This is a genomic window from Pseudomonas baetica (assembly GCF_051216495.1).
Taxonomy (GTDB): domain Bacteria; phylum Pseudomonadota; class Gammaproteobacteria; order Pseudomonadales; family Pseudomonadaceae; genus Aquipseudomonas; species Aquipseudomonas baetica_B.
This window is the reverse complement of record NZ_JBPKAM010000045.1, coordinates 19,858-44,128: the sequence shown is the minus strand read 5'-3', so window position 1 is coordinate 44,128 and position 24,271 is coordinate 19,858. Positions and strand designations below refer to the sequence as shown.

Annotated in this window: 22 protein-coding genes; all 22 read right to left on the bottom strand. The window is 58.3% G+C overall.

The window, feature by feature from the left end:
• The 22 genes from fliG to ACSFE6_RS16980 all read right to left on the bottom strand — a co-directional run bounded on the left by fliG (position 1) and on the right by ACSFE6_RS16980 (position 24,257).
• Positions 1-1,020 carry a flagellar motor switch protein FliG gene (fliG, locus tag ACSFE6_RS17085; RefSeq protein ID WP_095195723.1) on the bottom strand — a complete coding sequence of 340 codons (1,020 nt, stop codon included), beginning with the start codon at positions 1,018-1,020 and terminating at the stop codon, positions 1-3.
• Complete coding sequence (gene fliF, locus ACSFE6_RS17080) at positions 1,013-2,800, bottom strand: flagellar basal-body MS-ring/collar protein FliF (RefSeq protein WP_435428728.1); 1,788 nt, start codon at positions 2,798-2,800, stop codon at positions 1,013-1,015. Before fliF ends, fliG begins: the two co-directional genes overlap by 8 nt.
• 16 nt (positions 2,801-2,816) lie before the next feature.
• Positions 2,817-3,146, bottom strand: a complete 330-nt coding sequence (fliE, locus tag ACSFE6_RS17075; protein WP_435428727.1) for a flagellar hook-basal body complex protein FliE — start codon at positions 3,144-3,146, stop codon at positions 2,817-2,819.
• Positions 3,147-3,393: 247 nt separating this feature from the next.
• Positions 3,394-4,785: a sigma-54-dependent transcriptional regulator gene (locus tag ACSFE6_RS17070; protein WP_435428726.1), complete on the bottom strand. Its 1,392-nt coding sequence runs from the start codon at positions 4,783-4,785 to the stop codon at positions 3,394-3,396.
• Positions 4,786-4,790: 5 nt separating this feature from the next.
• Positions 4,791-5,993 carry a sensor histidine kinase gene (locus ACSFE6_RS17065; protein ID WP_435428737.1) on the bottom strand — a complete coding sequence of 401 codons (1,203 nt, stop codon included), beginning with the start codon at positions 5,991-5,993 and terminating at the stop codon, positions 4,791-4,793.
• Positions 5,994-6,121: 128 nt separating this feature from the next.
• Positions 6,122-7,597, bottom strand: a complete 1,476-nt coding sequence (locus tag ACSFE6_RS17060) for a sigma-54 dependent transcriptional regulator (RefSeq protein ID WP_435428725.1) — start codon at positions 7,595-7,597, stop codon at positions 6,122-6,124.
• Positions 7,598-7,769: 172 nt separating this feature from the next.
• Positions 7,770-8,066, bottom strand: a complete 297-nt coding sequence (locus ACSFE6_RS17055; RefSeq protein ID WP_435428724.1) for a flagellar protein FliT — start codon at positions 8,064-8,066, stop codon at positions 7,770-7,772.
• 10 nt (positions 8,067-8,076) lie between these two features.
• Entirely contained in the window at positions 8,077-8,472 is a 396-nt protein-coding gene (fliS, locus tag ACSFE6_RS17050) for a flagellar export chaperone FliS (protein WP_435428723.1), read from the bottom strand.
• 127 nt (positions 8,473-8,599) lie between these two features.
• Positions 8,600-10,018 (bottom strand): flagellar filament capping protein FliD, encoded by a 1,419-nt coding sequence (gene fliD / locus ACSFE6_RS17045; protein WP_435428722.1) that lies wholly within the window; start codon positions 10,016-10,018, stop codon positions 8,600-8,602.
• An 82-nt stretch (positions 10,019-10,100) separates the two neighbouring features.
• Entirely contained in the window at positions 10,101-10,469 is a 369-nt protein-coding gene (locus tag ACSFE6_RS17040; protein WP_435428721.1) for a flagellar protein FlaG, read from the bottom strand.
• Between the two features lie 72 nt (positions 10,470-10,541).
• Complete coding sequence (locus tag ACSFE6_RS17035; protein WP_435428720.1) at positions 10,542-11,393, bottom strand: flagellin domain-containing protein; 852 nt, start codon at positions 11,391-11,393, stop codon at positions 10,542-10,544.
• A 269-nt stretch (positions 11,394-11,662) separates the two neighbouring features.
• Entirely contained in the window at positions 11,663-11,920 is a 258-nt protein-coding gene (locus ACSFE6_RS17030) for a hypothetical protein (RefSeq protein WP_435428719.1), read from the bottom strand.
• The gene (locus tag ACSFE6_RS17025) at positions 11,917-13,209 is read right to left on the bottom strand and encodes a motility associated factor glycosyltransferase family protein (protein ID WP_435428718.1); all 1,293 of its coding nucleotides are present in this window, start codon (positions 13,207-13,209) and stop codon (positions 11,917-11,919) included. The genes ACSFE6_RS17030 and ACSFE6_RS17025 overlap by 4 nt, the downstream gene beginning before the upstream one ends.
• Before the next feature lie 81 nt (positions 13,210-13,290).
• Entirely contained in the window at positions 13,291-14,217 is a 927-nt protein-coding gene (locus ACSFE6_RS17020) for a ketoacyl-ACP synthase III (protein ID WP_435428717.1), read from the bottom strand.
• Between the two features lie 227 nt (positions 14,218-14,444).
• The gene (gene pseI, locus ACSFE6_RS17015; RefSeq protein ID WP_435428716.1) at positions 14,445-15,497 is read right to left on the bottom strand and encodes a pseudaminic acid synthase; all 1,053 of its coding nucleotides are present in this window, start codon (positions 15,495-15,497) and stop codon (positions 14,445-14,447) included.
• On the bottom strand, positions 15,490-16,995 hold the full coding sequence (gene pseG, locus ACSFE6_RS17010) for a UDP-2,4-diacetamido-2,4,6-trideoxy-beta-L-altropyranose hydrolase (RefSeq protein ID WP_435428715.1): 1,506 nt from the start codon (positions 16,993-16,995) through the stop codon (positions 15,490-15,492). The genes pseI and pseG overlap by 8 nt, the downstream gene beginning before the upstream one ends.
• Positions 16,992-17,699 (bottom strand): pseudaminic acid cytidylyltransferase, encoded by a 708-nt coding sequence (pseF, locus tag ACSFE6_RS17005; protein WP_435428714.1) that lies wholly within the window; start codon positions 17,697-17,699, stop codon positions 16,992-16,994. The genes pseG and pseF overlap by 4 nt, the downstream gene beginning before the upstream one ends.
• Positions 17,696-18,316 (bottom strand): pseudaminic acid biosynthesis-associated methylase, encoded by a 621-nt coding sequence (locus tag ACSFE6_RS17000; protein WP_435428713.1) that lies wholly within the window; start codon positions 18,314-18,316, stop codon positions 17,696-17,698. The genes pseF and ACSFE6_RS17000 overlap by 4 nt, the downstream gene beginning before the upstream one ends.
• A 33-nt stretch (positions 18,317-18,349) precedes the next feature.
• On the bottom strand, positions 18,350-19,507 hold the full coding sequence (gene pseC, locus ACSFE6_RS16995) for a UDP-4-amino-4,6-dideoxy-N-acetyl-beta-L-altrosamine transaminase (RefSeq protein ID WP_435428712.1): 1,158 nt from the start codon (positions 19,505-19,507) through the stop codon (positions 18,350-18,352).
• The gene (gene pseB / locus ACSFE6_RS16990; RefSeq protein WP_435428711.1) at positions 19,504-20,505 is read right to left on the bottom strand and encodes a UDP-N-acetylglucosamine 4,6-dehydratase (inverting); all 1,002 of its coding nucleotides are present in this window, start codon (positions 20,503-20,505) and stop codon (positions 19,504-19,506) included. The genes pseC and pseB overlap by 4 nt, the downstream gene beginning before the upstream one ends.
• Before the next feature lie 30 nt (positions 20,506-20,535).
• Positions 20,536-23,469: a TIGR00180 family glycosyltransferase gene (locus ACSFE6_RS16985; RefSeq protein ID WP_435428710.1), complete on the bottom strand. Its 2,934-nt coding sequence runs from the start codon at positions 23,467-23,469 to the stop codon at positions 20,536-20,538.
• Between the two features lie 50 nt (positions 23,470-23,519).
• Complete coding sequence (locus tag ACSFE6_RS16980) at positions 23,520-24,257, bottom strand: cephalosporin hydroxylase family protein (protein WP_435428709.1); 738 nt, start codon at positions 24,255-24,257, stop codon at positions 23,520-23,522.
• Between the last annotated feature and the right edge of the window lie 14 nt (positions 24,258-24,271).

The following is a 24,271-nucleotide window of genomic DNA, read 5'->3' as shown; positions in this document are numbered from 1 at the left end:
TTAGATCATTTCCTCGCCGCCCTTGCCGCCGAGCACGATCTCTCCGGCTTCGGCCATACGACGGGCGATGGTGAGGATTTCCTTCTGCGCGGTTTCGACGTCGCTGACGCGCACCGGGCCCTTGGCTTCGAGGTCGTCGCGCAGCAGCTCCGCAGCCCGCTTGGACATGTTCTTGAAGATTTTCTCTTTGACGTTTTCGTCCGAACCCTTGAGGGCCAGTACCAGAACGTCGGAGGACACCTCGCGCAGCAGCGCCTGGATACCGCGGTCGTCGACATCGGCCAGGTTGTTGAACACGAACATGAGGTCTTCGATCTGACCGGACAGGTCTTCGTCGACTTCGCGAATCGAGTCCATGAGCTGACCTTCGATCGAGCTGTCGAGGAAGTTCATGATGTCGGCCGCGCGCTTGATGCCACCCAGGGTGGTGCGCGAGGCATTGGAGTTGCCGGAGAACTGCTTCTCGAGAATCTGGTTGAGTTCTTTCAGGGCCGCTGGCTGCACGGTGTTCAGCGAGGAAACCCGCAGAATGATGTCCAGTCGCACTTTATGGTCGAAGTTGCCGAGCACTTCGCCGGCCTGGTCCGGGTCGAGGTACGCCACCACGATCGCCTGGATCTGCGGGTGCTCGTAACGGATCACGTCGGCGACCGCGCGCGGCTCCATCCACTTCAGGCTGTCGAGGCCGCTGGTGTTGCCACCCAACAGGATACGGTCGATCAGGCCGTTGGCCTTGTCCTCGCCCAGGGCCTGGGTGAGCATTTTGCGTACGTAGTCATCAGAGCCGACGCCCAGGCTGGTCTGATCGCCGACGATGTCGACGAACTCGCTCATCACCTGCTCAACCTGCTCGCGGTGTACGTTGCCCATCTGGGCCATGGCCACACCCACACGCTGGACCTCTTTGGGCCCCATGTGGCGCAGCACCTGGGCGGCGTCGGTAGACCCCAGGGACAGCAGCAGAATCGCGGCTTTATCGACCTTGGTCAGTTTGGCGGCAACGGCTCGGTTATCACTCATCTGCGTTAATCCACTCTTTCACGACCTGAGCCACACGACCCGGGTCTTCTGCCACCAAACTCTTGATTGCGTTCAACTGTGCGTCATAGCCTTCGCTCGGGCTCGGCAGCAGGATGCTGGTCGGGCCACCGAGGCTGACGCGGTCGTTGGCCAGTTCGCCGTCCAGGCCGCCCATGCCACCCAACTCGACGTCGCTGCCTATGCCGGCCAGTTGTTTGTCCTTGCCGCCACCGGTGATGTTGTTGAGCACCGGACGCAATACACCGAACACCAGCACCAGAATGAACAAGACGCCCAGCACTTGCTTAACGATGTCCCAGAACCACGGCTGGGAGTAGAACGGAATGTCTGCAATCACTTCGCCACGGTCGGCGGAGAACGGCATGTTGATCACGCTGACGCTGTCGCCACGGCTGGCGTCGAAACCGACCGCGTCCTGGACCAGACGAGTAAAGCGCGCCAATTCATCGGCGCTCCACGGCGCACGCGTGGTTTCGCCATTGGCCGGGTTGACCTTGACCTGATCGTCCACCACTACCGACACCGACAGGCGATTCAGACGACCCTGCTGTTGTTTGGTATGGCTGATGGAGCGATCGAGTTCAAAGTTCTTGGTCGATTGTTGACGCTTGTCCGCCGGATAAGGCGCCAGCATCGGCTGACCGGTGGCCGGGTCCATGATTTGCTGGCCGTTGGCATCGATCAGTGGCTGGCCAGGCTGCACCATGCCCGCCGACGCAGTGGCGCCACCGGTGGTTTGCGGCGCGGAAGCCGGCGACGGTGGCTGGTTGCTCAAGGCTCCCGGTACACCTTGCGGGCCATTGCTGGCGGTACGTTGTTCGTTGACCGACTGTTCGCTGCGCAACGCCGGTTGGTCCGGGTTGAACTGTTCGGAAGTCGACTCGACGGCACTGAAATCCACGTCGGCCGAGACTTCAGCCTTGTAGCGGTCGTTGCCCAGCACCGGTTGCAGGATGTTGTGCACACGCTGGGTAAGCATGCTTTCCATGCGACGGCTGTAGTCGAACTGCTTGCCGGCCATGGTCAGTTCGGAATTTTCCGCCTGATCGGAAAGCAGGTTGCCTTTCTGGTCAACCACGGTGATTTGCGATTTGCTCAGTTCAGGAACGCTGGTCGCCACCAGATTGATGATGGCCACGACCTGGCCAGGCTCCAGCGAACGCCCGGAATACAACTCGACCAGAACCGAAGCACTCGGCTTGCGCTCATCGCGCACGAACACCGAACTCTTTGGAATCGCCAGGTGCACGCGGGCACCCTTGACGTTGTTCAGGCTGGAAATGGTCCGGGCCAATTCACCTTCGAGGCCACGACGGTAACGGGTGGCTTCCATGAACTGACTGGTACCCAGGCCCTGTTCTTTGTCGAGGATCTCAAAACCGATGTTGCCGTCGCTGGGGGTGACGCCCGCGGCCGCCAGTTTCAGGCGCGCACGGGACAGGTCATCGGCCTTGACCAGCAAGGCACCAGAATTGGGTTCTACGTTGTAAGGAATATCGGCGGAGGCCAGGGTATCCATGACCTGCTTGGCGTCCATGCCGGCAAGACTGCCGTACAGCGGACGGTAGTCCGGCTGCTGGGACCACAACACCACGGCAAAACCAATCGCCACGCTCGCAGCCAGGCCGACCAACAGGCCCACCTGACGCAACATGGTCATCTCGGAAAGATTCTCCAGGAAGGACAACCCGAACAGTGGCGGCTTGCCTTCTGTTGATGTGGCCTTGGCCGGAACGTTATCGGCGACTGCATCTGCCATGACTTATATCTCGCCCTTAAACCGGCATCTGCATGATGTCTTGGTAGGCCTGAACCAGCTTGTTACGCACTTGGGTCAATGCCTGGAAAGAAACGCTGGCCTTCTGTGAGGAAATCATCACGTCCGTCAGGTCGACACCGCTCTTGCCAATCTCAAAGGCACTGGCCAACTGATTGGAGGCCTGCTGGGTATCGTTCACTTTATTGACGGCCTGACCGAGCATGTCGGAAAAGCTGCTGCCATTCAGTTCAGGGACGGCGGCAGTCGATTTCGGCGCAGACATGGCGTCCATTTGCATGGCGCGCATATCCAGCATCAATCGATTGAATTCAATACCTTGGCTCATGGTCTCTCTCTTTGACGAAGCACGTCGTTGGCGGCACGCAATTTTTTGACACTAATCAACGGATACTCAGGTATTAGCAACAAGGGTGCCAGCTCTGAAGAAATATCGGACCCGGGCGCACCTTGGATCACCGCAACACCATTGTGGGAGCGAGCCTGCTCGCGAAGGCGGTATGAAGGACACACGAATGTCGACTGACACTCCCTCTTCGCGAGCAGGCTCGCTCCCACAATGATTCAGCCAGATTTCAGGTGGCAAACAGATAACCCTCAACATCCATCCCGGCATCGCGCATTTGCGCCAGCTTGTAGCGCAAAGTACGCGGGCTGATGCCCAGTTTTTCCGCCGCTTCCTTGCGCCGCCCCCTTTCCGCACGCAAGGTGTCGATGATCATCTGGAACTCGCGGCGCCGCAGATCATCACCCAACGCCCCGGCAGATTCGGCGTCAACCTCCACCGCTCGCACGGGCACGGCCGCTAGCGCCACAGCCGGCAATGGCGCACAGGTAACCGGCCCCGCCAGACAGAAATCCTGTGGCTGTATCAGACCACCCTGCTGCAGGATCAACGCACGCTGAATCGCGTTATCCAGCTCACGCACATTACCCGGCCACGGGTAACCGATCAGGCACGCCTGCGCCTCGGGCGACAAGCGCGCCGCGGCATGCTTCATTTTATTGACGTGCTTGGCCAGAAGACGCTCGGCCAGCGGCAGGATATCGGCGGTACGCTCGCGCAGCGGCCGCCACGCCAGCGGAAACACCGACAGGCGATAGTAGAGGTCTTCACGGAAACGCCCCGCCGCCACCTCCCCGGCCAGGTCACGGTTTGTGGTTGCGACTACGCGAATGTCCAGACTGATCGGCTTGCGTGCGCCGACCCGCTCCACCTCGCGCTCTTGCAGCACCCGCAGCAACTTGGCCTGCAGGCCAAGGGGCATTTCGGAAATCTCGTCGAGCAGGATGGTCCCGCCATCGGCCTGCTCGAACTTGCCGGCCTGCGCCGCAATGGCACCGGTGAACGAGCCTTTTTCGTGACCGAACAACGTGGCTTCCAGCATGTTGTCCGGGATCGCCGCGCAGTTGATCGCAATGAACGGCTGACGGGCGCGATGGGAGTGCTGGTGAATGTAGCGCGCCAACACTTCCTTGCCGGTCCCGGATTCGCCGGAGATCAGCACCGTGGAATCGCTGCGGGCCACCCGCGCGGCCAGATCCAGCAGCTGCGCACTGGCAGGTTCGAAGGCCACCGGCCCTTCACTGTCGGCTGCACCGAGACTGCCCAAGGCATGCCGGGCAACCAGATCGAGCAATGCCTTGGGCTCGAACGGCTTGACCAGATAATCCGCAGCACCCTGGCGCATCGCATCCACCGCCCGCTCCACGGCACCGTGTGCGGTCATCAGCAACACCGGCAACTGAGGCTGGCGCGCGCGCAACAAGCCGAGCAATTGATGACCATCCATGCCCGGCATGTTCACGTCACTGACCACGAGGTTGAACGCTTCGACTTCGACCGCGACCAACGCCTCCTCTGCCGACCCTACGGCCTTGTAATCGTGGCCCGCGAGCAACAGCGTGTCCGCCAATGCTTCACGTAAAGCGCGGTCATCCTCGACCAGTAAAACCTTGATGCTCATGGCCTTCACTCCGCTCCCTGAGCACTGCGTTTTTCATCGGAAAACAGCGGCAGAATCACCTGCGCACAGGTGCCGCGACCGACTCGCGAGCGCAATTGCAATTCTCCCTGATGGGCACGGGCTACCGCTTTGACCACGGTGAGACCGAGTCCGGTTCCAGTGGCCTTGGTGGTGAAAAACGGTTCGCCCAGGCGCGCCAGCACGACGCCATCGATGCCGCTGCCACTATCGCTGACGCATACGCGCAAATGGTTATCGCGGGTATACAGATGCACCTTCAAGCGCACGCTGCCGGCACTGGCCTGAATGGCGTTTTCGATAAGATTGAGGATCGCTCCAACCAGAGTGTCGCGACTGCAAAGGAGCTCGCCAGCATGGCTGTCACACTGCCAGCGGATGGGCAGATCCTGCACATGGGTCAGCGCTGCCGCCTGTAGCGACTGCATCAGCTGTTTGGGGGTTACACGGTCGGTCAAGGGCAGCTCGCCACGCGCAAACACCAGCATGTCACGCACCTGATGCTCCAGCTCGTGCAAACGCTCCTTGAGGCGTCCGGCAAAACGTTGCTGGGTGTCGATTGGCAAAGGCTGTTCAGTCAAATGGCTGGCGTAGAGCAACGCGGCGGACAAGGGCGTGCGAATCTGATGGGCCAGCGACGCCACCATGCGACCCAGGGAGGACAAGCGCTCGTGGCGGGCCAGTTGATCTTGCAGATGACGGGTTTCAGTCAGGTCATTCAACAGCACCAGTTGACCTGGCTCGGCATCCAGCGACCGCGTGGCAATCGAGAGTCGCCGACCATCCTTGAGGGAGATTTCATGCCCGTCGTCTTCGCGAGGCGCAAAACAGCGGGTAATGACGTGACGCCATAATTCGCCTTCGAGCGGCAGACCAAGCAACTCGCAGGCAGCCGGGTTGGCTTCGCGCACGATGCCCTGGGCGTCGATGACGATGACACCACCGGGCAACAGGTCGAGGAGATTTTGCAGGCGGTTGGCCAGGCGCTCCTTTTCCGCCAGTTCCTGCATACGCTGGGCGCTGACCACGGCCAGCTCACCCTTGAGCTCGGTGACCCGGGCCTCGAGCATGCTGTAGGAACTGGTCAACTGGCTCGACATCTGGTTGAACAGGGCGAAAGCCTGCTCGAGGCCAAGCCGGCTTGCCTGCTCTACGGACGATGGTTGCCCCGCTTCAGGGACAGGAGACATCTGGGCGGCTTGGGGCATTGTGCTCTCTCGCTTGGCTGACCGTCAGTGAAACGGAACGTTGCGAGGGACTTAGCAATACCCGTGCCTAAAAAAAACTGCTTATAAATGAAGAAGTTGAAAAACAGGCGTCAATCATCCGCCTGTTCATCTCCATCGCGCCGGCTCATGCCGTACTTGCGCATCTTTTCCACCAGCGTGGTACGGCGGATACGCAGCCGTTCGGCCGCGCGCGCCACAATGCCATTGGCATCGTCAAGTGCTTGCTGGATCAGCCCCTGCTCCAGACCACCCAGATAGTCTTTCAGGTCGAGGCCTTCCGGTGGCAGCAAGGCGCCGGCGGTGAAATCCGGGGTATGGCCATTGATGGCCACGCGCTCTTCGAGATCGCTGCGCAGGCTGTCGACCATCTGCTCGTCTTCATCGTCGACGTAGCGGAATTTCTTCGGCAATTCGACCACGCCAATCACACCGTATGGGTGCATGATCGCCATGCGCTCCACCAGGTTCGCCAGCTCACGGACGTTGCCGGGCCAGCCGTGACGGCACAGGGACATGATCGCCGCGGAGTTGAAGCGGATCGACCCACGCTTCTCGTGCTCCATGCGCGAGATCAACTCGTTCATCAGCAACGGAATGTCTTCGACGCGCTCGCGCAGCGGCGCCATCTCAATCGGGAACACGTTCAGGCGGTAGTACAGGTCTTCACGGAACGTGCCGATCTCGATCATGCTTTCGAGATTCTTGTGGGTCGCCGCAATGATGCGCACGTCGACACTCTGGGTCTTGTTGCTGCCCACGCGCTCGAAGGTGCGCTCTTGCAACACACGCAGCAACTTGACCTGCATCGGCAGTGGCATATCGCCGATTTCATCGAGGAACAGGGTACCGCCGTTGGCCAGCTCGAAACGCCCGGCACGACTGGTGATCGCCCCGGTGAACGCGCCTTTCTCGTGACCAAATAATTCGCTTTCCAGCAGCTCCGCCGGGATCGCCCCGCAGTTGACCGGCACGAACGGTGCCTCACGGCGCTTGGAATGGTAATGCAGGTTGCGTGCAACCACTTCCTTTCCGGTGCCGGACTCGCCGAGGATCAACACGCTGGCGTCGGTGTCGGCCACCTGTTGCATCATCTGGCGGACGTGCTGGATCGCCCGGCTGGTGCCGACAAGACTGCGGAACAGATTGGGTTCGCGATGACGACCGCGCTCGCGGGCCTGGTCGTACATCTCGCGGTAGACCTGGGCACGGTGCAGGGAATCGAGCAACTTGCTGTAGCTGGGCGGCATTTCCAGGGTCGACAGCACCCGACGACGCTGGTCTTCCGGCAAGTCAATGGAAGAATTATCGCCCATTAGCAAAACAGGAAGGAACTCATCCCATGTCGACAGTGTCTTTAGCAAGCCCAGAAGCGCACCAGGAGCATTGACCGTCCCGATGAGGACACAGATTACTTCGCGACTAGATGACAAAGAGCCGACAGCCTGCTGCCAGTCGTGGCTACCGCAGGGTAAATTTTCTTCGCCAAGAAAATTTAAAATCACCGCCAAATCGCGGCGGCGGACGCTATCGTCATCTATCAGCAGAATTTTGGTTTCACGCCACATGCAATAGCAACTTCCCTAGTCAACTCAATGCCCAAAATGCGGGGGCAAGCTATACGCTTGCAGGCAGGATATGCCTGAAGACGACTGAAATCTGCAAACAGCCACTAGTTAAGTCAAAAAACCGTGCACAGTCAAATTTATGGCGCACTACGTTTGGATTAACTGGCGTCAATTAACCAAACAGATGGTAAACCTTTGATGCCTTTTGTGCTTGGTTGATCTGCGACATCTCGTCGACTATCGCCTGCCTTTCTCCAGTTGCCGCCTCAAGCAGCTGCTTGTAGACCCCCAGCAACTCTTCAAGGTTATCGCGCAACGCCACCTCATCCACCGAAGCCTCACTTAAAACGTCTTCCATGCAGGAACGACAAGCCAGATCCAACTCACCGATGGCTTCCCAGTTACGCTCGGCCAGGGCACCCACCAGGGCGTCTCGGGCTTGTTCGATTCGCTGCAATACAAGACTCATGGTGATCTCCTTAAAACTGCGGACCCGGCTCGGCGATAGCATCCCACCCGTCTTTGACAGTGCGAAGCAAATCTGCAACTTCGTCGAGAATCGACGGGTCAGTCTTGATGTTGGCCTCCGCCAATCGCTTCATCATGTAGGTATAGAGATTATCCAGCTCCCCTACGGCCTCAGCCTGATTCTCAAGATCCAGACCTTCACGCAGACCGCCGATGATACCGATGGCCTTACCAATCAAAACGCCCTTGTTGGGGATGTCTTTGCGCTCCATGGCGCCCTTGGCTTGAGCAATACGATCCAGACCACCTTCCATCAACATCTGCACCAGCCGATGCGGACTGGCTTCGGAAGTCTGCGCCTGAGCGCCAATCTTCTGGTACTGGCGAAGGGCTAACATTGGATTCATGTTGTACCTCATCTGAATTTTTTGGTCCGTATAAACAGCGTATCGACGACGCGTCAAAAAACTTTAGATGCAAATGCAAAAAGCCCGGCACGCTCAAACGTTGCCGGGCTTTTGGCGCCTGGGCCTATCAGCTGTTCTTCTGTTGCGCAGTGATTGCTTCGAACATCGAGGTGATGTTGCTGGCCGTGGCCTTTAGCTTTCCGACGAGGGTATCCATGTCGTTGTACTTTTTGGTCAGCACTGCCGTCAGTGTTTCTACACGACGATCGAGTGCTGCCTGATCGGCAGCCAGCTTGGTTGAAGTCTTGTTGAGACTGGTGGTGCGCTGATCAAGAATACCGCCAGTTTCGGTGTAAGGCGTAATTGCCTTGGTCATCCGCTCAAGCAGGCCATTAGTCCCCGTGAACATCTCCTGGACTTCACCACCCAGCTTTTTATCGTTCATTGCCGCAGTGAATTTGGTGCTGTCGAAATCAAGGGCACCGGTCTTCTGGTTGGTGGTAATCCCCAACTGCGCGAGCACCGTGAGCTTGTCACCAGCACCTGTTTCCGACAAAGGTCCGCGAATGGTCGACAGGATCGAGCGAGGTAGCGCATCACCCGTCAATGCCGCCGAAACCGGTTTACCGTCTGCATCGACCGAAGGCGTGGTCAACTTCGTGATGCCGTTGGCGATGGCATTGTAGGCATCGACAAACTTCTGGATTGAAGCCTTCAAGCCATCGTTGTTACTTGCCACGGTCACGGTCGACGTACCTGTGGCCACCAGGTTCAACGTCAGGCCAGTAACAGCCTTATCGACCGCATTTGTTTTACTGGTCAAGGCCATGCCGTCAATGGTGAAGTTGGCATCGACCGCCAGTGCACCGATAGTGCCTGCGGACGTGGCGGTCATTGGAGAACCACTGGTGCCAATGACGGTATTGCCGTTGATGGCGAGTTCCGGAATGCCACTAACGGAAATATCAGAGCCCGCCCCCGTATTGCTCGAGCCCAGCACCAGGCGCGAACCAAAGGAATCCGTGACGATGTTGGCACTGACGCCCGCGAGCTTGAGCGAGCTATCAGCGTTAATCGAGTCACGAACCGATTGCAGGGTCGCCCCCGCGCCGACACTGACATTGTAATTCTTGCCGCTCTGGCTGATGGTCAACGTACCAGAACTAATAGCGCTGCTCTGACCACCAGCAAAAGCAGCACTGGCTACTTTGGACGATGTGGCCAAGTTCCCAACGTTTACGACGTAGTTGCCGCCCACTGCCGTGTTACTGGCGGTGGCCGTGAGGATTTTCACATCCGAGGAGGTCGCAGCATAACCCGGAAACTGTGGGCTGGTGGTGCTTCCCAAATCCGTCATGGACTTGCTGAATGCTGCCATCAAGGACTTCAAGGTACCAATGGCGGAGATGCTTGCGGTGTTAGCCGTCGTCCCGCGATCGATCTGACCTTGCTTGGCCGCCTTATCAGAATCGACCAGCGCCTTGACGATAGCCGTGGTATCAAGGCCGGAACCCAAGCCCAGACCCGGTAAAATTGGACTTGCCATGTAGATCTCCCTTCAGTGTCTCGCCGGTCTTTTGACCACTACAACGTCCAAAAGAACATGGCAACAAAATTCGTGCCAGTTGTCAGACTTTTGCGCTGAACAACAGACTACTTGCATCATTCAAACTATTGGCCAGCTTAAGGACTTCTTCGTTGGGGATCTGACGAATCACCTCACCGGAGTCACTGGCGATCACTTTGACTACAACTTTGCCGGAGGGCTCATCAATCGAGAACTCCAGGTTACGCTTGACCGACTGCACGAACTTTTCGATTTCCTGAACGGCCATCTTCAGTTTTTCCTGCTCGGTCTGATCGTTCTTACCTTCATCCTTGACGGCAACCACTGGCGCAGTTTCCGCTAGAGGCTTGCTCGCAGGCTTATCGGCAACAGTCGTCGGCGCCTGCTGGGACGCAGGATAAGACAAGTTCAGCTTGACGCTCATATCCATGTCCATCACCTCTTAAAGTAAAAAGCGAGAGAGCGCGACATGCGCACTCCCCCGCCAAAACTCACCCAGCTATTACTGAAGCAGTTTCAGTACAGCGGATGGCAGTTGGTTGGCCTGGGCCAGAACTGCGGTCGAAGCTTGTTGCAGAGTTTGTTGCTTGGTCAGCTGTGCAGTTTCAGCAGCGAAGTCGGTATCTTGTACGCGACCCAGTGCAGCACTGGCGTTTTCGTTGATGTTTTGCAGGTTGGAGATAGTGCTGGTCAGACGGTTCTGAGCAGCACCGAGGTCCGCACGGCTGGAGTTGATGGTTTTCAGAGCTTTGTCGATCGCGTCGATTGCAGCTTTGGTGCTGGCTTCAGCAGTGGCGCTGTCAGTACCGGTAACAGCGATAGTAGCCGAACCTACGCTCAGAGTAGCTGCGTCGAAGCCGCTAGCCAGAGTGATGGTGATCTGGTTGGTAGCGCCGGTGTTGGAACCAACCTGGAAGGTCATGGTGCCAGCGGTGCCGTCGATCAGGTTTTTGCCGTTCAGGTTGGTCGACTTGGCGATACGAGTCAGCTCGTCCGACATGGTCGCGAATTCTTTGTTCAGAGCAGCACGGTCGTCGGTGCCGTTCGAGTCGTTTCGTGCTTGAACAGCCAGTTCACGCATACGCTGCAGAATGTTGGTCGATTCTTGCATCGCGCCTTCAGCGGTCTGAGCGATCGAGATACCGTCGTTGGCGTTTTTGATCGCCATGGTCTGACCACGGATCTGCGAAGTCATACGGGTAGCGATTTGCAGGCCGGCGGCGTCGTCTTTAGCGCTGTTGATTTTCAGGCCGGAGGACAGACGAGTCATCGAAGTCGACAGAGCGTCGGAAGCACGGTTCAGGTTTTTCTGAACGTTCAACGATGTAACGTTAGTGTTTACAGTTAAAGCCATGACGAATTCCTCGTTGGTTGGGTACTGCGGCTTCCGGCCCTGGCAACCGCCGGGTATGGCCTAGAGAACCTTCGTAATAGTTATCGTCGGGATCGCAACTTGCTTTAGGGGATTTTGAAAAAAAATTGCCATCACGATGCCATCCTTGTAAATCAAGGGCTTGTCAGCACCGCGAGCACGAAAAAATGGCGTCATGAAAATGCCGACGACGAAAGCGCAGGGACGCGTCGGCATCCGCTAGAGGGAAAACTGTTTAAAAGGACAGACTGTCAGCCAGCCAGGAGCTGAGGCAGCTCATATTCCAGGTAGTCGGCCAGTGCCAACCAATTTTGCGCCTCCTGACATTCCAGCAGGCATCCGAGCAAGACGGGCCACTGCTGTTGGACGTCTGCCGGGGCATGGTCGAAGAACGCCTGCAACCTGGTGGCCAGCTCGATCATCGCCAACCCCGCTTCCACATCCCGTCCAAGACGGAACATCTCGGCACAATGTATGGCCTCGCTGATAAAGGACGCGACTGCGCTCATACCGTCCACTCCGGATGAAACTCCGTACCGGCAATCATTGCCCCGGCCCGACTGCTGTTATAGAAGCGCACCTGAGGGTGGCCAGTGATAAAACGCTCAAGCTCACACAGGTAGCTGCGGAAGTTAAGCTGGGTCTTGATCCTCTGCCCGTGACCATCCAGTACCCAGTGCCTGGCTGCCCCCAGTTGCGGTCCCAAGGCACCGTCGTCCCAACCGGCGTGGGTCTTGTCACCGGGGAAGGCGAAGTCTGCACCGAACAGGGTAATTTGTGCCGCCCCCATTTTCACCGCCAGGTCCACCGCCGGATGAATCACACTGCCGCCGTGATGGAGCTCGCCTCTAGGCAACTGGCGACGCAATGCCTGGTAAATCGGGCTGGCGGAGTAAGCGGCATACCGTTGGCCCTGCCAGGCCTCCAACACCTGAGGATCGACCATGGGCATGTAAACCAGGCTGATGCCCGACGTGCCTTGCGCAGGCAAATGCCGAGCCGAGATACGCTGATCGATGCTGACCACAATATCGGGGTGAATACCGTGGTTTATCAGTGGTCGATAGGCAGTGTCGACACAGAGGAACAGCGGACGCTCCGCTTGATCGCGCAGAGCGCGTAATGCCTCGAAGTGCAGTTCCAGACTCGGCCCGGTGGCGATGACGAACACCTCCTGCCCTTTTCGCACACCGAATAGCTCGGCCACGTCACCATCGGCCTTTACCCGATTGAAACTGGCCTGCAAGCGCTGAACGATCTCCGGCGCTTGCGGATCGAACTCACGATTATTGAAAGCCAGGTGAGTTTCGCTAATCAATCGATCGCGAATCTTCGCGTTGAAGTCATCTGCCAACACCAACTCTGACGGCAAGGCAAAGTACGGCAGCTGAATTTCCGTCAGATCCCCGGCATAACGCAGTTCCACTCGAGGATCATTGAGCCAGGGCTGCTGATCCAGCAGTTGCAGGACCAGAGCGAATACCGCCCCGTTGAGGATGTGCACGCACAAGCGCTCGAAACCGGTACGCAACAACAGCTCGACCTGTAGATCACCGAGGCCGGTGCCATAAATGTGCAATACCTGGCTGTTGGCCGGCAGGCTGTTCGCCTGGAGCACGGCCTCGCGGAGGCGGTCATGGCGACTGGTCAGCTGAATGCCGTTGATATTCAGGGTCGAGCCCAGCCCCTCCACCAGATCAGCCTGCAACCGTTGCGTATCTTCAACCAGCAAACGAACGGCCAGAGCCGGCCAACGGCGCTGTATCACGTCGATGTTGCGCTCAAAGATTTCGCTCATGGAGCCTCGCTTTCGATCAGGCAAAAAAATAGCGCTCAAGGTTACACCTTGAACGCTATTTTTGTGCCCGGGTTTCAGGAATCAAGGACGATAGATAATCGCCGAGCCCCACGACAGGCCAACACCAAAACCGCTGAGCGCAATGCGCGTCCAACTGGAGTCCAGCACGTGTTTCTCCAGCAGCAGAGGAATGCTTGATGACACGGTATTCCCAGTCTCGACCATGTCCTTTAGGAATTTCTCCGGCTCGCCTTCAAAGCGCCGTGCTACCGCATCAACAATCGCCGCGCTGCCCTGATGAATGCAGAAAGCATCGATCTCCTCAGCCTTCAGGCCGCTGTCATTAAGCAGCTCGTGTAAGTGCGCCGGTACTTTCAGCAGTGCGAAGTTGAACACCTGGCGACCGTTCATGTAGAACACGCCATCGGTGACCTTCAAGTGCGGCGCACCGGAACCGTCCGTACCAAACTTGGCCTTGCCCAACGCCCAGACCGGGTTCTCGCCCATCCAGGTCGCCGTGGCGGCGTCGCCAAACAACATGGTGGTGTTGCGGTCTTCCGGGTCGACGATCTTCGAATAGGGGTCAGCCGTTACCAGTAGGCCGTTTTTAAGCCCTGCTGCCTCCATGAAACCCTTGATCGCATAGATGCCATAGACATAGCCCGAGCACCCCAGGGAAATATCGAATGCGGCGACTGAAGTCGGCAAACCCAGTTTGTCCTGAACGATAGCGGCAGTATGTGGCAAGCCTTCGGCATCACCGTTCTGGGTAACGACAATCAGCGCGTCGATCGACTCACGCTTCAAATCCGGGTTGTTGGCAAACAGTGCGTTGACTGCTTCGACACACAGGTCCGAGGTTTCTTGCTCCGCGTCTTTACGCGGCAGGAAGGCGGAACCGATCTTACCCAGGATGAACTCTTCATCCTTTTCGAATTTTGCACCTTGTGCGTAGTTGTCCAAGCCGGCTACAGGAACGTAGCTCGCAATGCTTTTTATGCCAATCATTACGGCTTCCCAATAAAAAACAGCCCAAAACCACCACTCGCAAGGAATCGAGGGGCGCCGATAATCAAATATTCAGCCTCCCGCCAGGAGCGGCTGCGGGAAGGATAGAGGGCCATCACTGAACCTTGCGAAGGCTCAGGCGCCATCTTCCCGGTCTATACAATACAGTGAAGATGCGCGTTCTGACTCACAGGTCACGCTATTTTGCCGAATCCCGACGCAAAGGGTCACTCAACCAACGCCCACTCCAGCGGCGTTCCGCGCTTGATGGCCTGGCGGGCGTGGCGGCCCAGAAGGCTTTCAGCGTGTTTTGGGGCCAACCCCAGTCCCGGACGAATGGCCCGTAAATTGGCGGCTGTGAAGGCCTCTCCGGCAGCCATATCCTGGGTGACATACAGCGAGCGGCGATACACCAGGGACTTTTTTTCAGCCTCGGTCACGCCATATTGCACGTGGCCCAAGGCCTGCCAGGCACGCTCCGTTTCCACCACCAGACTGGCCAGCTCTGCCGGCTCCAGGGAGAAGCTGGCGTCTACACCACCTGCCGCGCGGTCGAGGGTGAAATGCTTTTCCACCACGGTCGCCCCCAGCGCCACGGCGGCGACGGAAACACCAACGCCCATCGAATGATCGGAAAGCCCGACCTGGCACCCAAACAACTCACGCAGATGTGGAATCGTGCGTACGTTGCTGTTGGCTGGAGTCGCCGGGTAAGTGCTGGTGCACTTAAGCAATACCAGGTCCTTGCACCCTGCCTCACGGGCCGCACGCACGGTTTCGTCGAGCTCGGCAATGCTGGCCATGCCGGTGGAGATGATCAGCGGTTTGCCAGTGGCCGCCACGCGACGGATCAGCGGCAAATCAGTGTTCTCGAAACTGGCAATTTTGTAGGCCGGTACGTCCAGGCTCTCAAGAAAGTCGACGGCGGTATCGTCAAACGGTGTCGAGAACGCCAGCATCCCCAATTCTTTGGCCCGGGCGAAAATCGGTGCGTGCCATTCCCAGGGCGTATGGGCCTTTTCGTACAACGCATACAACGATGACCCCGCCCAGAGGCTGTTGGAGTCCTTGATAAAAAACTCACCTTCGGCCAAATCCAGGGTCATGGTCTCGGCGGTATAGGTTTGCAGCTTCAACGCGTGGGCCCCGGCCTTGGCCGCGGCTTCGACGATTTGCAAAGCCACCTCCAGCGACTGGTTATGGTTACCACTCATTTCGGCAATGATGAAGGGTGCCGCGTCGGCACCGATCAAGCGCTCGCCAATTTTGAAACTAGTCATGGGGGAGATCCTTCAAGGCGCGAGTAAACGCACAGGCACTCTGAGTAAAACCGGACTCACTGAACAGCTTCAGCGACGGCTGGTTAGCGGGCAAGACTTGGGCGGTGATGGCGTTGAGTTGCGGCCAGTGACGGCGTACGAAGGCTTCGCCACGGGTCAGCAGGGCCTTGCCCCAACCCAGGCCATGGCGTTGGTGAAACAGATAAATCGAAACCTCTGCATCAAGCCCATGCAGGTCGTAACGCAGAACACCGACCGGACCGTCATCGGCCTCTGCAATCAACAACAATCGCTGCGGATCGCCCAGGCTCGCCGCCAGCCACTGTTGATGCTGCGACCAGTCGATCGTCTGCGCATTCATCGACCAGCGCCGCACGACTTCGTCATTGCGTCCATCAAACAGCAAGCGCGCATCGTCCAGCGTAGCCCGGCGAATCTGCAGCACCGCACCGGCCAGTGCCGCCGCAACCCGCTGCGCGCCACGTCCATCGACCAATGACCGGGAACGCTCGGCCAGGCTTTGTCTCAAGCCCTGGTTACTGGCGACAAACCCGATGGCCTGCCGCAACTGTTCGACACTGAGGGCCTCGCGGGCACCCATGAACACATGCGCGCCTGATACCGCCATCGCCTCGCCGTTGGCCTGCTGATTATTCGACACCGCAATACTGATGGTCGGCAGTCCCATGGCTGCCCGCTCCCAACTGGTGCCGCCACCGGCACCGACAAACAGATCAGCCTGTGCCATCAAACGGTGAAAATCGCCGACAAAACTGTGCAACCGCCAGTGCGCACGCCCCACTGCCAACGCTTGCATCTGCGTCCAGGCCGGATTATCGGCCCCGGCCACGAAATCGACCTCCAATTCATCGAAATCCCTCAGCGCCAGCATGGCCTGATGGGTCTGCATCGCCGCATCAAAGCCGCCAAAGTTCACCAATACGCGTTTGGCCCTGGGTTTGATCTCGATTGCCGGGCCGCAGAACTCTTCGCGCAGCAAGGCAAATCGCGGGCCGAGCAAGGTTTGGCAGCCCTGTGGCAGTAACCCGGCATAGGCTTGGGGCGTGCCGGACAAATTCTGATTGAGCAACAGATCGACGTTGTAGCGACGCGTGGCCAGGTCATCCACCGCGGCGATGCGCGATGCCCAACGTCGGGCGGCGGTTTGCCAGTGATGATCAAGGCCGTAGTGATCGACGATGATCCAGTCGAATGGCGGTTGGTGCTTCAACGCCAGATCCAGCGCGGCTATATCCGCCGCCCACGGCAGCATTGATTCAATGGCTTGCTGCGGGTCTTCATCGCTGTAGTGAGCCGGCAGTGCAATGGTGTCAAAGCCCTGCGCCGCCAAACTGTCCAGACGATTGCCAGGCAACTGCCGGCACGCAAAGGCAACGTGGGAGCCTTGTTGGCGCATCACTCTGGCCAGCGTCATACAACGGGCGATATGGCCACTGCCGATAGTGTACGAAGCGTCGGCGCGGATCAGCACTCTCATTGCAGTTCACCACCGGCCTTCAATGCCGCATACAAGTACTCGGCGCGCTTCCAGTCCTCCAGCGTATCGATGTCCTGCACCAGATAGCGCGGCAGGATGACCGGCAGGCTTTTGGGTGAATACAAGATGTCGCCGCGCAGCCAGGCATCGCTGCGCCCCCAATAGAACTGCCCGGCGTCCTGATAGGCCACCGGCAAATCCTGAGAGCGGGTATTGCGGAATTCAGGGTACAACGCCGTCAAGGCGCCCTGCTCATCAACACACAGGGCACGCTGGACAGGAAAGCCGAAATCGCAAACCGAAAAAGCAAAGGACTTCTCAGGCTGCTGCTCCAGCGCACGCAGCCCTTCTTGCAAGTACTTCGCCTGTAATAACGGCGCCGTCGCATAGACACAACAGGCGTATTCAAAGTCCTGCCCCTGTCGTTGCAACGTTTCCAGGGCATGCGCAATGACCGCGGCGGTGCCCGTGAAATCATCGCTGAGCTCTGCCGGTCGCATGAACGGCACTCGCGCCCCACAGGAGCGTGCCAGCTCGGCGATTTCTTCGTCATCGGTGCTGACCACAACCTGATCAAACACCCCTGAACCGATCGCCGTGTGGATAGAACGAGCAATCATCGGCATGCCGTCAAACAGCTTGAGGTTCTTGCGCGGTATGCGCTTGCTGCCACCGCGGGCCGGAATGATTGCGACGCTGTTCAACGACGTTTTTCCAACAGGAACCAAGTGACATCATCCATCGGCAATTGCGGATCGCGATGGTAGCCGAATCCATAATCGACCAATTGCAAGTCATCGTAGAGGTCAAGCATTTCACCGGCGAAATCGCGCTTGAACAACTTACCGCTGTTGCCGCGATACAACACTTCCACCGGTGTCGGATTGTAGTACTCGGCAATCAGGATGTAACGCTCGCTCAACTCATATAGCTGCGCATAGGCGGCAGGCAGCAACTGGGGCGCCAGATGGATCAGCACCCCCTTGCTCAACGTCAGATCAAAGGTACGTTCACGCGGGAAATCAAACAGCGAACCGTGCCAGATGTGCGCCACCCCCAGCGCCTGTGCCTGGGCGCAGGCGCTGCTATTGATCTCGACACCGAACAACTGGCATTGCGGCAACAATTGACGCAACGCCAGCAAGTTGTTGCCGGCATTGGTGCCCAGCTCCAACAGACTTTCAATTTGCCCTGCGCGCGTCAGTGCCCTGGTGAACAACGCATGATTGGCATCCACCAGCGACTGCCCGACATTGCGGCCTACGTACTGGTCGCCGAAGTCACCCTGCCAGAATTTTTCCTGTTCGCTCAGCTCACGCATCACACATTCCCATCAGCCGCCCCATGGCGACATTCATTTGATCAGTCGTCGAAGTTGCTCGACCACATAATCCTGCTGTTCATCAGTCAAGAGCGGAAACAGTGGCAAGCTGATTGCCTCGGCGTAATAACGTTCCGCTTGAGGAAAATCACCTTCGGTAAAACCCAGGCCCTGATAGTACGGCTGCAAATGCAGCGGGATGTAGTGCAGGTTCACCCCCACCCCGGCCGCTCGCAAGCCTTCGAACACTTGCCGATGGCCAAGCGCGATCCGATCCGCCTGCAACCGCACCACGTACAGATGCCAGGCTGAATCAGCCTCTGACTGCGCACCTGGCAACGTCAACGGCAAATTCGCCAGCAGGCGCTCATACCGGGCAGCCAGCGCACGTCGGCGCTCGATAAAGTCTTCAAGCTTATTGAGCTGCGACAAACCAAGGGCCGCCTGTAAATCGGTCATGCGGTAATTGAAGCCCAGCTCCACTTGTTGGTAGTACCACGGGCCGTGGCTGGGCTCAGTCATCTGTTGTGGGTCGCGGGTCATGCCGTGGCAGCGCAGACGCTGCAGCCGTTCGGCCAGCTCCGGGCGATTGGTCAAGACCATGCCGCCCTCGGCACTGGTGATGATCTTCACCGGATGGAAACTGAACACAGTCATCGCCGCGAACTCACCACAACCGACCGGGCGTCCCGCATAAGACGCGCCAACCGCATGGGAGGCATCTTCGATCACCGTGAAACCATAGCGATCGGCCAGTGCTGCGATCGTGCGCATGTCGCAGCTCTGACCTGAAAACGCTACCGCCACCAGCACCTTGGGCAAACTGCCCTCGCGCTCAGCCTGTTCAAGCTTGGCGGCAAGGAGATGGGCATCGAGGTTCCAGGTCAGCGGGTCGATATCGACAAAATCAATGTCCGCACCGCAATAACGGCCGCAGTTGGCCGAGGCCAGAAAGGTGTTCGGCGTGGTCCACAAACGATCGCCCGGTCCAAGCCCGGCGGCGAGACAGGCAATGTGCAGCGCCGCCGTAGCGTTGCATACCGCCACGGCAAAATCCGCCTGGCAGCGTTCAGCCATCGCCTGTTCGAAACGCTCGATAGTCGGCCCCTGGGTCAACCAATCGGATTGCAACACGGTGACCACCGCATCGATGTCCGCCTGATCGAGGCTTTGCCGACCGTAGGGAATCATGCCGACAACCCCGAATGCAGATCGGCGATCTGGCCGACCGACAAAAACCGCGGATTGGTATCGGAGCGATACTCGAAGTCCTCGCTGACAGGTCGGCCCCGCTCGCCCAGGTTATCCACGGCAAAGTCCACGTCGACACTGGTGAAGCGGATCGACGGTTGAATGGTGTAGTGGTCGGCGAACTCCAGGGTCATGCGTGCATCATCCAACGGCACCATCAGCTCATGGAGCTTTTCCCCTGGGCGAATACCGACGTGTTTGTGCGGCAGATGCTCAGCCATGCCCAAGGCCAGATCGACAATGCGAATCGACGGGATTTTTGGCACGAACACTTCACCACCGTGCATGCGGGCGAAGCTATCGAGCACGAACTGCACACCGTGATCCAGCGTGATCCAGAAGCGAGTCATGCGCTCATCGGTAATCGGCAATTCTTTCGCGCCTTGCGCAATCAGATTGCTGAAGAACGGCACCACTGACCCTCGAGAGCCGGCGACGTTGCCATAGCGAACCACGGAAAACCGGGTTTGCTGTTCACCGGCGATATTGTTGGCGGCGACGAACAGCTTGTCCGAAAGCAACTTGGTCGCGCCGTACAGATTGATCGGGCTGGCGGCCTTGTCGGTGGACAGCGCCACGACTTTCTTCACGCCATTGTCGATGGCGGCGGCGATGATGTTTTCCGCGCCGTTGACGTTGGTGCGAATGCATTCGGTCGGGTTGTACTCCGCCGCCGGCACCTGTTTGAGTGCCGCGGCATGCACCACGTAATCGATGCCCCGCATGGCTTGACGCAAACGCTCGGCATCGCGCACATCACCCAGAAAGTAACGCATGCACGGTGCGTTGAACGTCTGCTGCATTTCGTACTGTTTGAGCTCATCGCGGGAGAACACCACCACGCGCTTGGGCTGGTATTGCTCAAGCAAACGGCGGATGAAATTACGCCCGAACGAGCCGGTTCCGCCACTGATGAAAATAGATTTACCGTTAAACATGCCTTGAGTCCTATTACCTGTCAGCCAGGCTTATGCGAGCAACTGCGCCCAGTTCACACTGGACGCTTGGCGAAGGGTAAAGCCCTTGCCGGTCAGGGCCAGGTTCTGGTTGTAGGCAACATCCTGTGCGAAGCGCGCTTGCCATTTGTCACGCAGGGCTTCGGCCAACTGAGGTTTATCAGGCAACTGCCCCGGGTGGAGCAACTGGGCTTGCGGGCACCAGACGGTCAGATAGCCGGCGTCGGCGACTTTCAGGCACAGGTCGATATCGGCAAACGCCTCGTCGAAATGCTCTTCGTCCAGGCCACCAACTGCCAGGTACACATCCTTGCGGATCATCAGGCAGGCACCGGACACTGCCGAATAGTTCTGCTCGACCTGATGACCGAACAGATAGCCCTTGGCGTCTTTGCGTTCGCCAACAAAAGCAGAGCCAATCAGGCCATTGAGACCGAGAACCAAACCGGCCTGGGTCGTCACCCCCCGAATATCCATCAACTTGGCACCCACGATGCCGATTTCCGGCCGCTGCCCCTGGTTAAGCATGGCGTCGAGCCAGTTGGCGTTGAATACTTCGGCCTCGGCCGACAGCAACACCAGGTATTCACCCTTGGCTTCGTTAGCCGCCAGGTTGTGCAACGCCGATGCACTGAGACGCTGGCCGCTGCGCAGGATACGAATGCGCTCGCCCTTGCCTTCCAGGCTGCTCAGCCAGGCCACCAGCTCGGGTGACTGGCTGTGGTTATCGGCGATCAGCACTTCATGACGCTGGTATCGAGTGCGTTGCAGCACGCTGACCAGTGCCCGTTGCAGATGCTCAAGGTTGTCCTGGCTGTGCAGGATGATCGAGACCTGTGGTCGCTCGGCGTGCTGGTAATCGATCTGCCAGGTCTGCGGCAATGCCGAGCTGACCTGACCACGGTAACCACGCTTGGTCAGATGGCGCGTCAGCACCCGGCGCTCCTCAGTGTTCTCTTCTTCGACCGGCGCATGGCTGATCAGCAATGGCTCGGCCAGGTGCGCCAGACCGGCCAGGCCGCCGTCCTCGATCAAACGCAGCAACAGGTCAAACTCCAGCGCCGCAGGGTACTCGGGTGAGAAACCCTTGGCCTGAACCAGCACTTCACGCTTGATCAGCCAATGCCTGGCCATCAAGGACGGGACGGTTTGCAGCAAGTCGAGGTTCACTCCCGGACGGAATACATCCGTCAGGGCGCCATTGGCCTGACGCTGGATTTCGTCCATGGCCACCGCACGGATACCTTCTGCCCCCAACAACTCAAGGCTGGCCCGCAGCAGGCCACTGGATGTCACTTGATCACCCGCCTCGGCCAGTAGCATCCAGTCGGCGCTCGACTGATTCACAACCTGGTTGATGCGCTCTACATAGTTCGTAGTGCTGACTTTGACAAAGTGCACGGTGTCATTCACGGACGTGGTTGCGGGCAGGTCACCCGTAGTGAAGACCACGACCTTGAAGGCTTTGCAATGACCATTGACCAAGCTGTCGAACGTCGCCTGCAACTTGACCATGTCCGCTTCCAGGTCCAACAGCAGAATCCCGAACTGCGGACCGCCACCGTGCACGGCCAGGTGGCTGGCAATCGCGGCCAATTGCCCGGCATCGGGATCGCGTGCCTCGAGCCAGTCGAGCAGACGACCGGACGGCATGCTCTTGAACAGCGCGCGGTCATCTTGCCCGGGGACCGAATCCAGACGCTCGGCCCAGGCTTGCAACCGGATCCCTTCAGCCTCTTCCTCGGTCCCCATCAGGGATTCGACAAGACGCTTGACCACCGAACGGTTGAACAGATTGAGCCCGTGGGCCTCCCACAGCCGGGCACGCAGAGAACGATCACTGTCATTGGGCTGGACGCGCATCAGTTCGGTCTGGCGAAGCAAAATGCCTTCCAGCTCCTGAAGCTGCAAACGACCGGCTGGCATGGCGTGCAACAAAAACTCGAACTCGGTCAGCAGATCGAACATCGGTTTGTTGTAGAACGGCATTTCAACGAACTGCTCTGGTGCAAACGAACGAACCGGCTCCTGACCCGCCTCGATCCAGGCTGAACGGAAAATCATATTGCCTTTGAGCGAACGCCCCTCAAGCAGGCACTCGGCCATGGCGGCAAAACTGTCCAGTGCAATCTGCTTGACCCGGGCGGGATCCTGATCGCTGAACTGCGTTGGCAAGGACGCCAGGAACCCGGCGAACTGATCACGCTCGGCAACCGATTTAGCGTCCTGGTACGTCAGCACGGTCAGGACGTTGGTATTGTGATCCGAGCCACCATAGTTTGCCTCTCGCACCGCAAACGGAATCGGCAGAATCCGTGCCTTGGCACAGGCCAGCAAGAAATACGTATGGCCGATTTCCTGCCACTCGAAACTGGTTCCGGCTGGCAACAGGCTGTACCACTGTTGCAGCAGATCGGTGCGAGTGACCGCATAGAACGGAGGCAGGAACTGGCCCATGAACGCCATGAGCCGGTCTTCAGGCTGCTGAGCGTTGTAGTCTTCCTGGACGCGCCTGTCGCGACGGTAGTAATTCACTTCCGTGCCGCGTGCCAGGTACATCATCCCGTAGCCATGGCACAGGCCGTAGTCCGGATTGGCTTCGAGAAACGCCAGCGACTCGGTCAACGCGCCATGCAGCAGGAAATCGTCATCGGCGGCAAACACCATGTACGGTGTGGTGACCTGAGTGACACCATAAGTGAGCTTGTCCTGGAAGCCTTTGTAGGTGAACTGCGGCAAATGGCGATAGTCGACCGAAGGAAAATCCCGGGCCATGTGCTTTTCGCCTTCGACAGAAGAGTCGAGCACCAGCACCGTGCAGGGATAGCTGCTGTAGTACTGCAAGGTACGTCGCAGGAACGCGCTGCGGTTGTGGGAAATCACCACCACCGTCAACCGCTCGTTCAGCGGCGCACCATTGTTTTGAGCACTGTTTTGCATTTGCATCTGTCTATCCCCACAACCGGCCAATCGCCAAGAACCTGAACTTTTTTAGATTAACGAACGCGACGCAGGTAGCCGTCCGGCGCCACGGAGATCAGTAATTTGTTTTGCATTTGCTGGTCGATTTCGAAGTCCTTGTTTTCTTCCAGGTACTTCCACACCGCGGTTTTCGGGTTGTCACCCGGGCCCCATGGACGGTCCGGGAAAAAGTCGGCCGGCATGTCTTCAACCACGGTGTCCATCACGACGCAGTAGCTGTCGACCGAGACCAGTGGCGCGTAGAGACGCAGTTCTTCCAGCACGTGGTCATGGGTGTGGTTGGAATCGAGTACCAGAATGACTTTCTTGCCTTCGGCAGCAGCGCGTACCTGGGCGGCGATCGCAGGGTCAATGCTCGAACCTTCAATCATCTTGATGCGTTTGCTCATCGGGTGATTTTCGATGGCTTCGCGGTTATGCGCGCGAATGTCCAGATCAATGCCCAGCACTTCGCCATGGCCTTGCAGTTCCAGCAGGGATGCGTAGTAGATGATCGAACCGCCGTGGGCGATACCGCATTCGATCACCAGGTCGGGCTTGACCTGCCAGATGATCTCTTGCATTGCCATCATGTCTTGCGGCAGTTGAATGATCGGACGGCCCATCCAGGAGAAGTGGTAGCTGTACTTGTGCTTGGCCGATTCGTTGAAGAAATCCCGGGCCAGACCGGTGAGTTTCTGGTCATCGCCCTGACGGGCGATTTCTGCCTGGCACTCGGCTTCGAAGGCTTTATTGATGGTGTTGTCGGTCATTTTAGAATCTCAAT

Bases quoted from the DNA above. Each gene is read 5' to 3' on its own strand.
- ACSFE6_RS17040 (WP_435428721.1), bottom strand. From the start codon at position 10,469: ATGGATATGAGCGTCAAGCTGAACTTGTCTTATCCTGCGTCCCAGCAG.
- pseB (WP_435428711.1), bottom strand. From the start codon at position 20,505: ATGTTTAACGGTAAATCTATTTTCATCAGTGGCGGAACCGGCTCGTTC.
- ACSFE6_RS17070 (WP_435428726.1), bottom strand. From the start codon at position 4,785: ATGAGCATCAAGGTTTTACTGGTCGAGGATGACCGCGCTTTACGTGAA.
- pseG (WP_435428715.1), bottom strand. From the start codon at position 16,995: ATGAGAGTGCTGATCCGCGCCGACGCTTCGTACACTATCGGCAGTGGC.
- fliS (WP_435428723.1), bottom strand. From the start codon at position 8,472: ATGAATCCAATGTTAGCCCTTCGCCAGTACCAGAAGATTGGCGCTCAG.
- ACSFE6_RS16980 (WP_435428709.1), bottom strand. From the start codon at position 24,257: ATGACCGACAACACCATCAATAAAGCCTTCGAAGCCGAGTGCCAGGCA.
- ACSFE6_RS17000 (WP_435428713.1), bottom strand. From the start codon at position 18,316: ATGCGTGAGCTGAGCGAACAGGAAAAATTCTGGCAGGGTGACTTCGGC.
- ACSFE6_RS17065 (WP_435428737.1), bottom strand. From the start codon at position 5,993: ATGTCTCCTGTCCCTGAAGCGGGGCAACCATCGTCCGTAGAGCAGGCA.
- ACSFE6_RS17060 (WP_435428725.1), bottom strand. From the start codon at position 7,597: ATGTGGCGTGAAACCAAAATTCTGCTGATAGATGACGATAGCGTCCGC.
- pseI (WP_435428716.1), bottom strand. From the start codon at position 15,497: ATGACTAGTTTCAAAATTGGCGAGCGCTTGATCGGTGCCGACGCGGCA.
- ACSFE6_RS17025 (WP_435428718.1), bottom strand. From the start codon at position 13,209: ATGAGCGAAATCTTTGAGCGCAACATCGACGTGATACAGCGCCGTTGG.
- ACSFE6_RS17020 (WP_435428717.1), bottom strand. From the start codon at position 14,217: ATGATTGGCATAAAAAGCATTGCGAGCTACGTTCCTGTAGCCGGCTTG.
- fliG (WP_095195723.1), bottom strand. From the start codon at position 1,020: ATGAGTGATAACCGAGCCGTTGCCGCCAAACTGACCAAGGTCGATAAA.
- ACSFE6_RS17035 (WP_435428720.1), bottom strand. From the start codon at position 11,393: ATGGCTTTAACTGTAAACACTAACGTTACATCGTTGAACGTTCAGAAA.
- ACSFE6_RS17030 (WP_435428719.1), bottom strand. From the start codon at position 11,920: ATGAGCGCAGTCGCGTCCTTTATCAGCGAGGCCATACATTGTGCCGAG.
- fliD (WP_435428722.1), bottom strand. From the start codon at position 10,018: ATGGCAAGTCCAATTTTACCGGGTCTGGGCTTGGGTTCCGGCCTTGAT.
- ACSFE6_RS17055 (WP_435428724.1), bottom strand. From the start codon at position 8,066: ATGAGTCTTGTATTGCAGCGAATCGAACAAGCCCGAGACGCCCTGGTG.
- pseC (WP_435428712.1), bottom strand. From the start codon at position 19,507: ATGATTCCCTACGGTCGGCAAAGCCTCGATCAGGCGGACATCGATGCG.
- fliF (WP_435428728.1), bottom strand. From the start codon at position 2,800: ATGGCAGATGCAGTCGCCGATAACGTTCCGGCCAAGGCCACATCAACA.
- fliE (WP_435428727.1), bottom strand. From the start codon at position 3,146: ATGAGCCAAGGTATTGAATTCAATCGATTGATGCTGGATATGCGCGCC.
- ACSFE6_RS16985 (WP_435428710.1), bottom strand. From the start codon at position 23,469: ATGCAAATGCAAAACAGTGCTCAAAACAATGGTGCGCCGCTGAACGAG.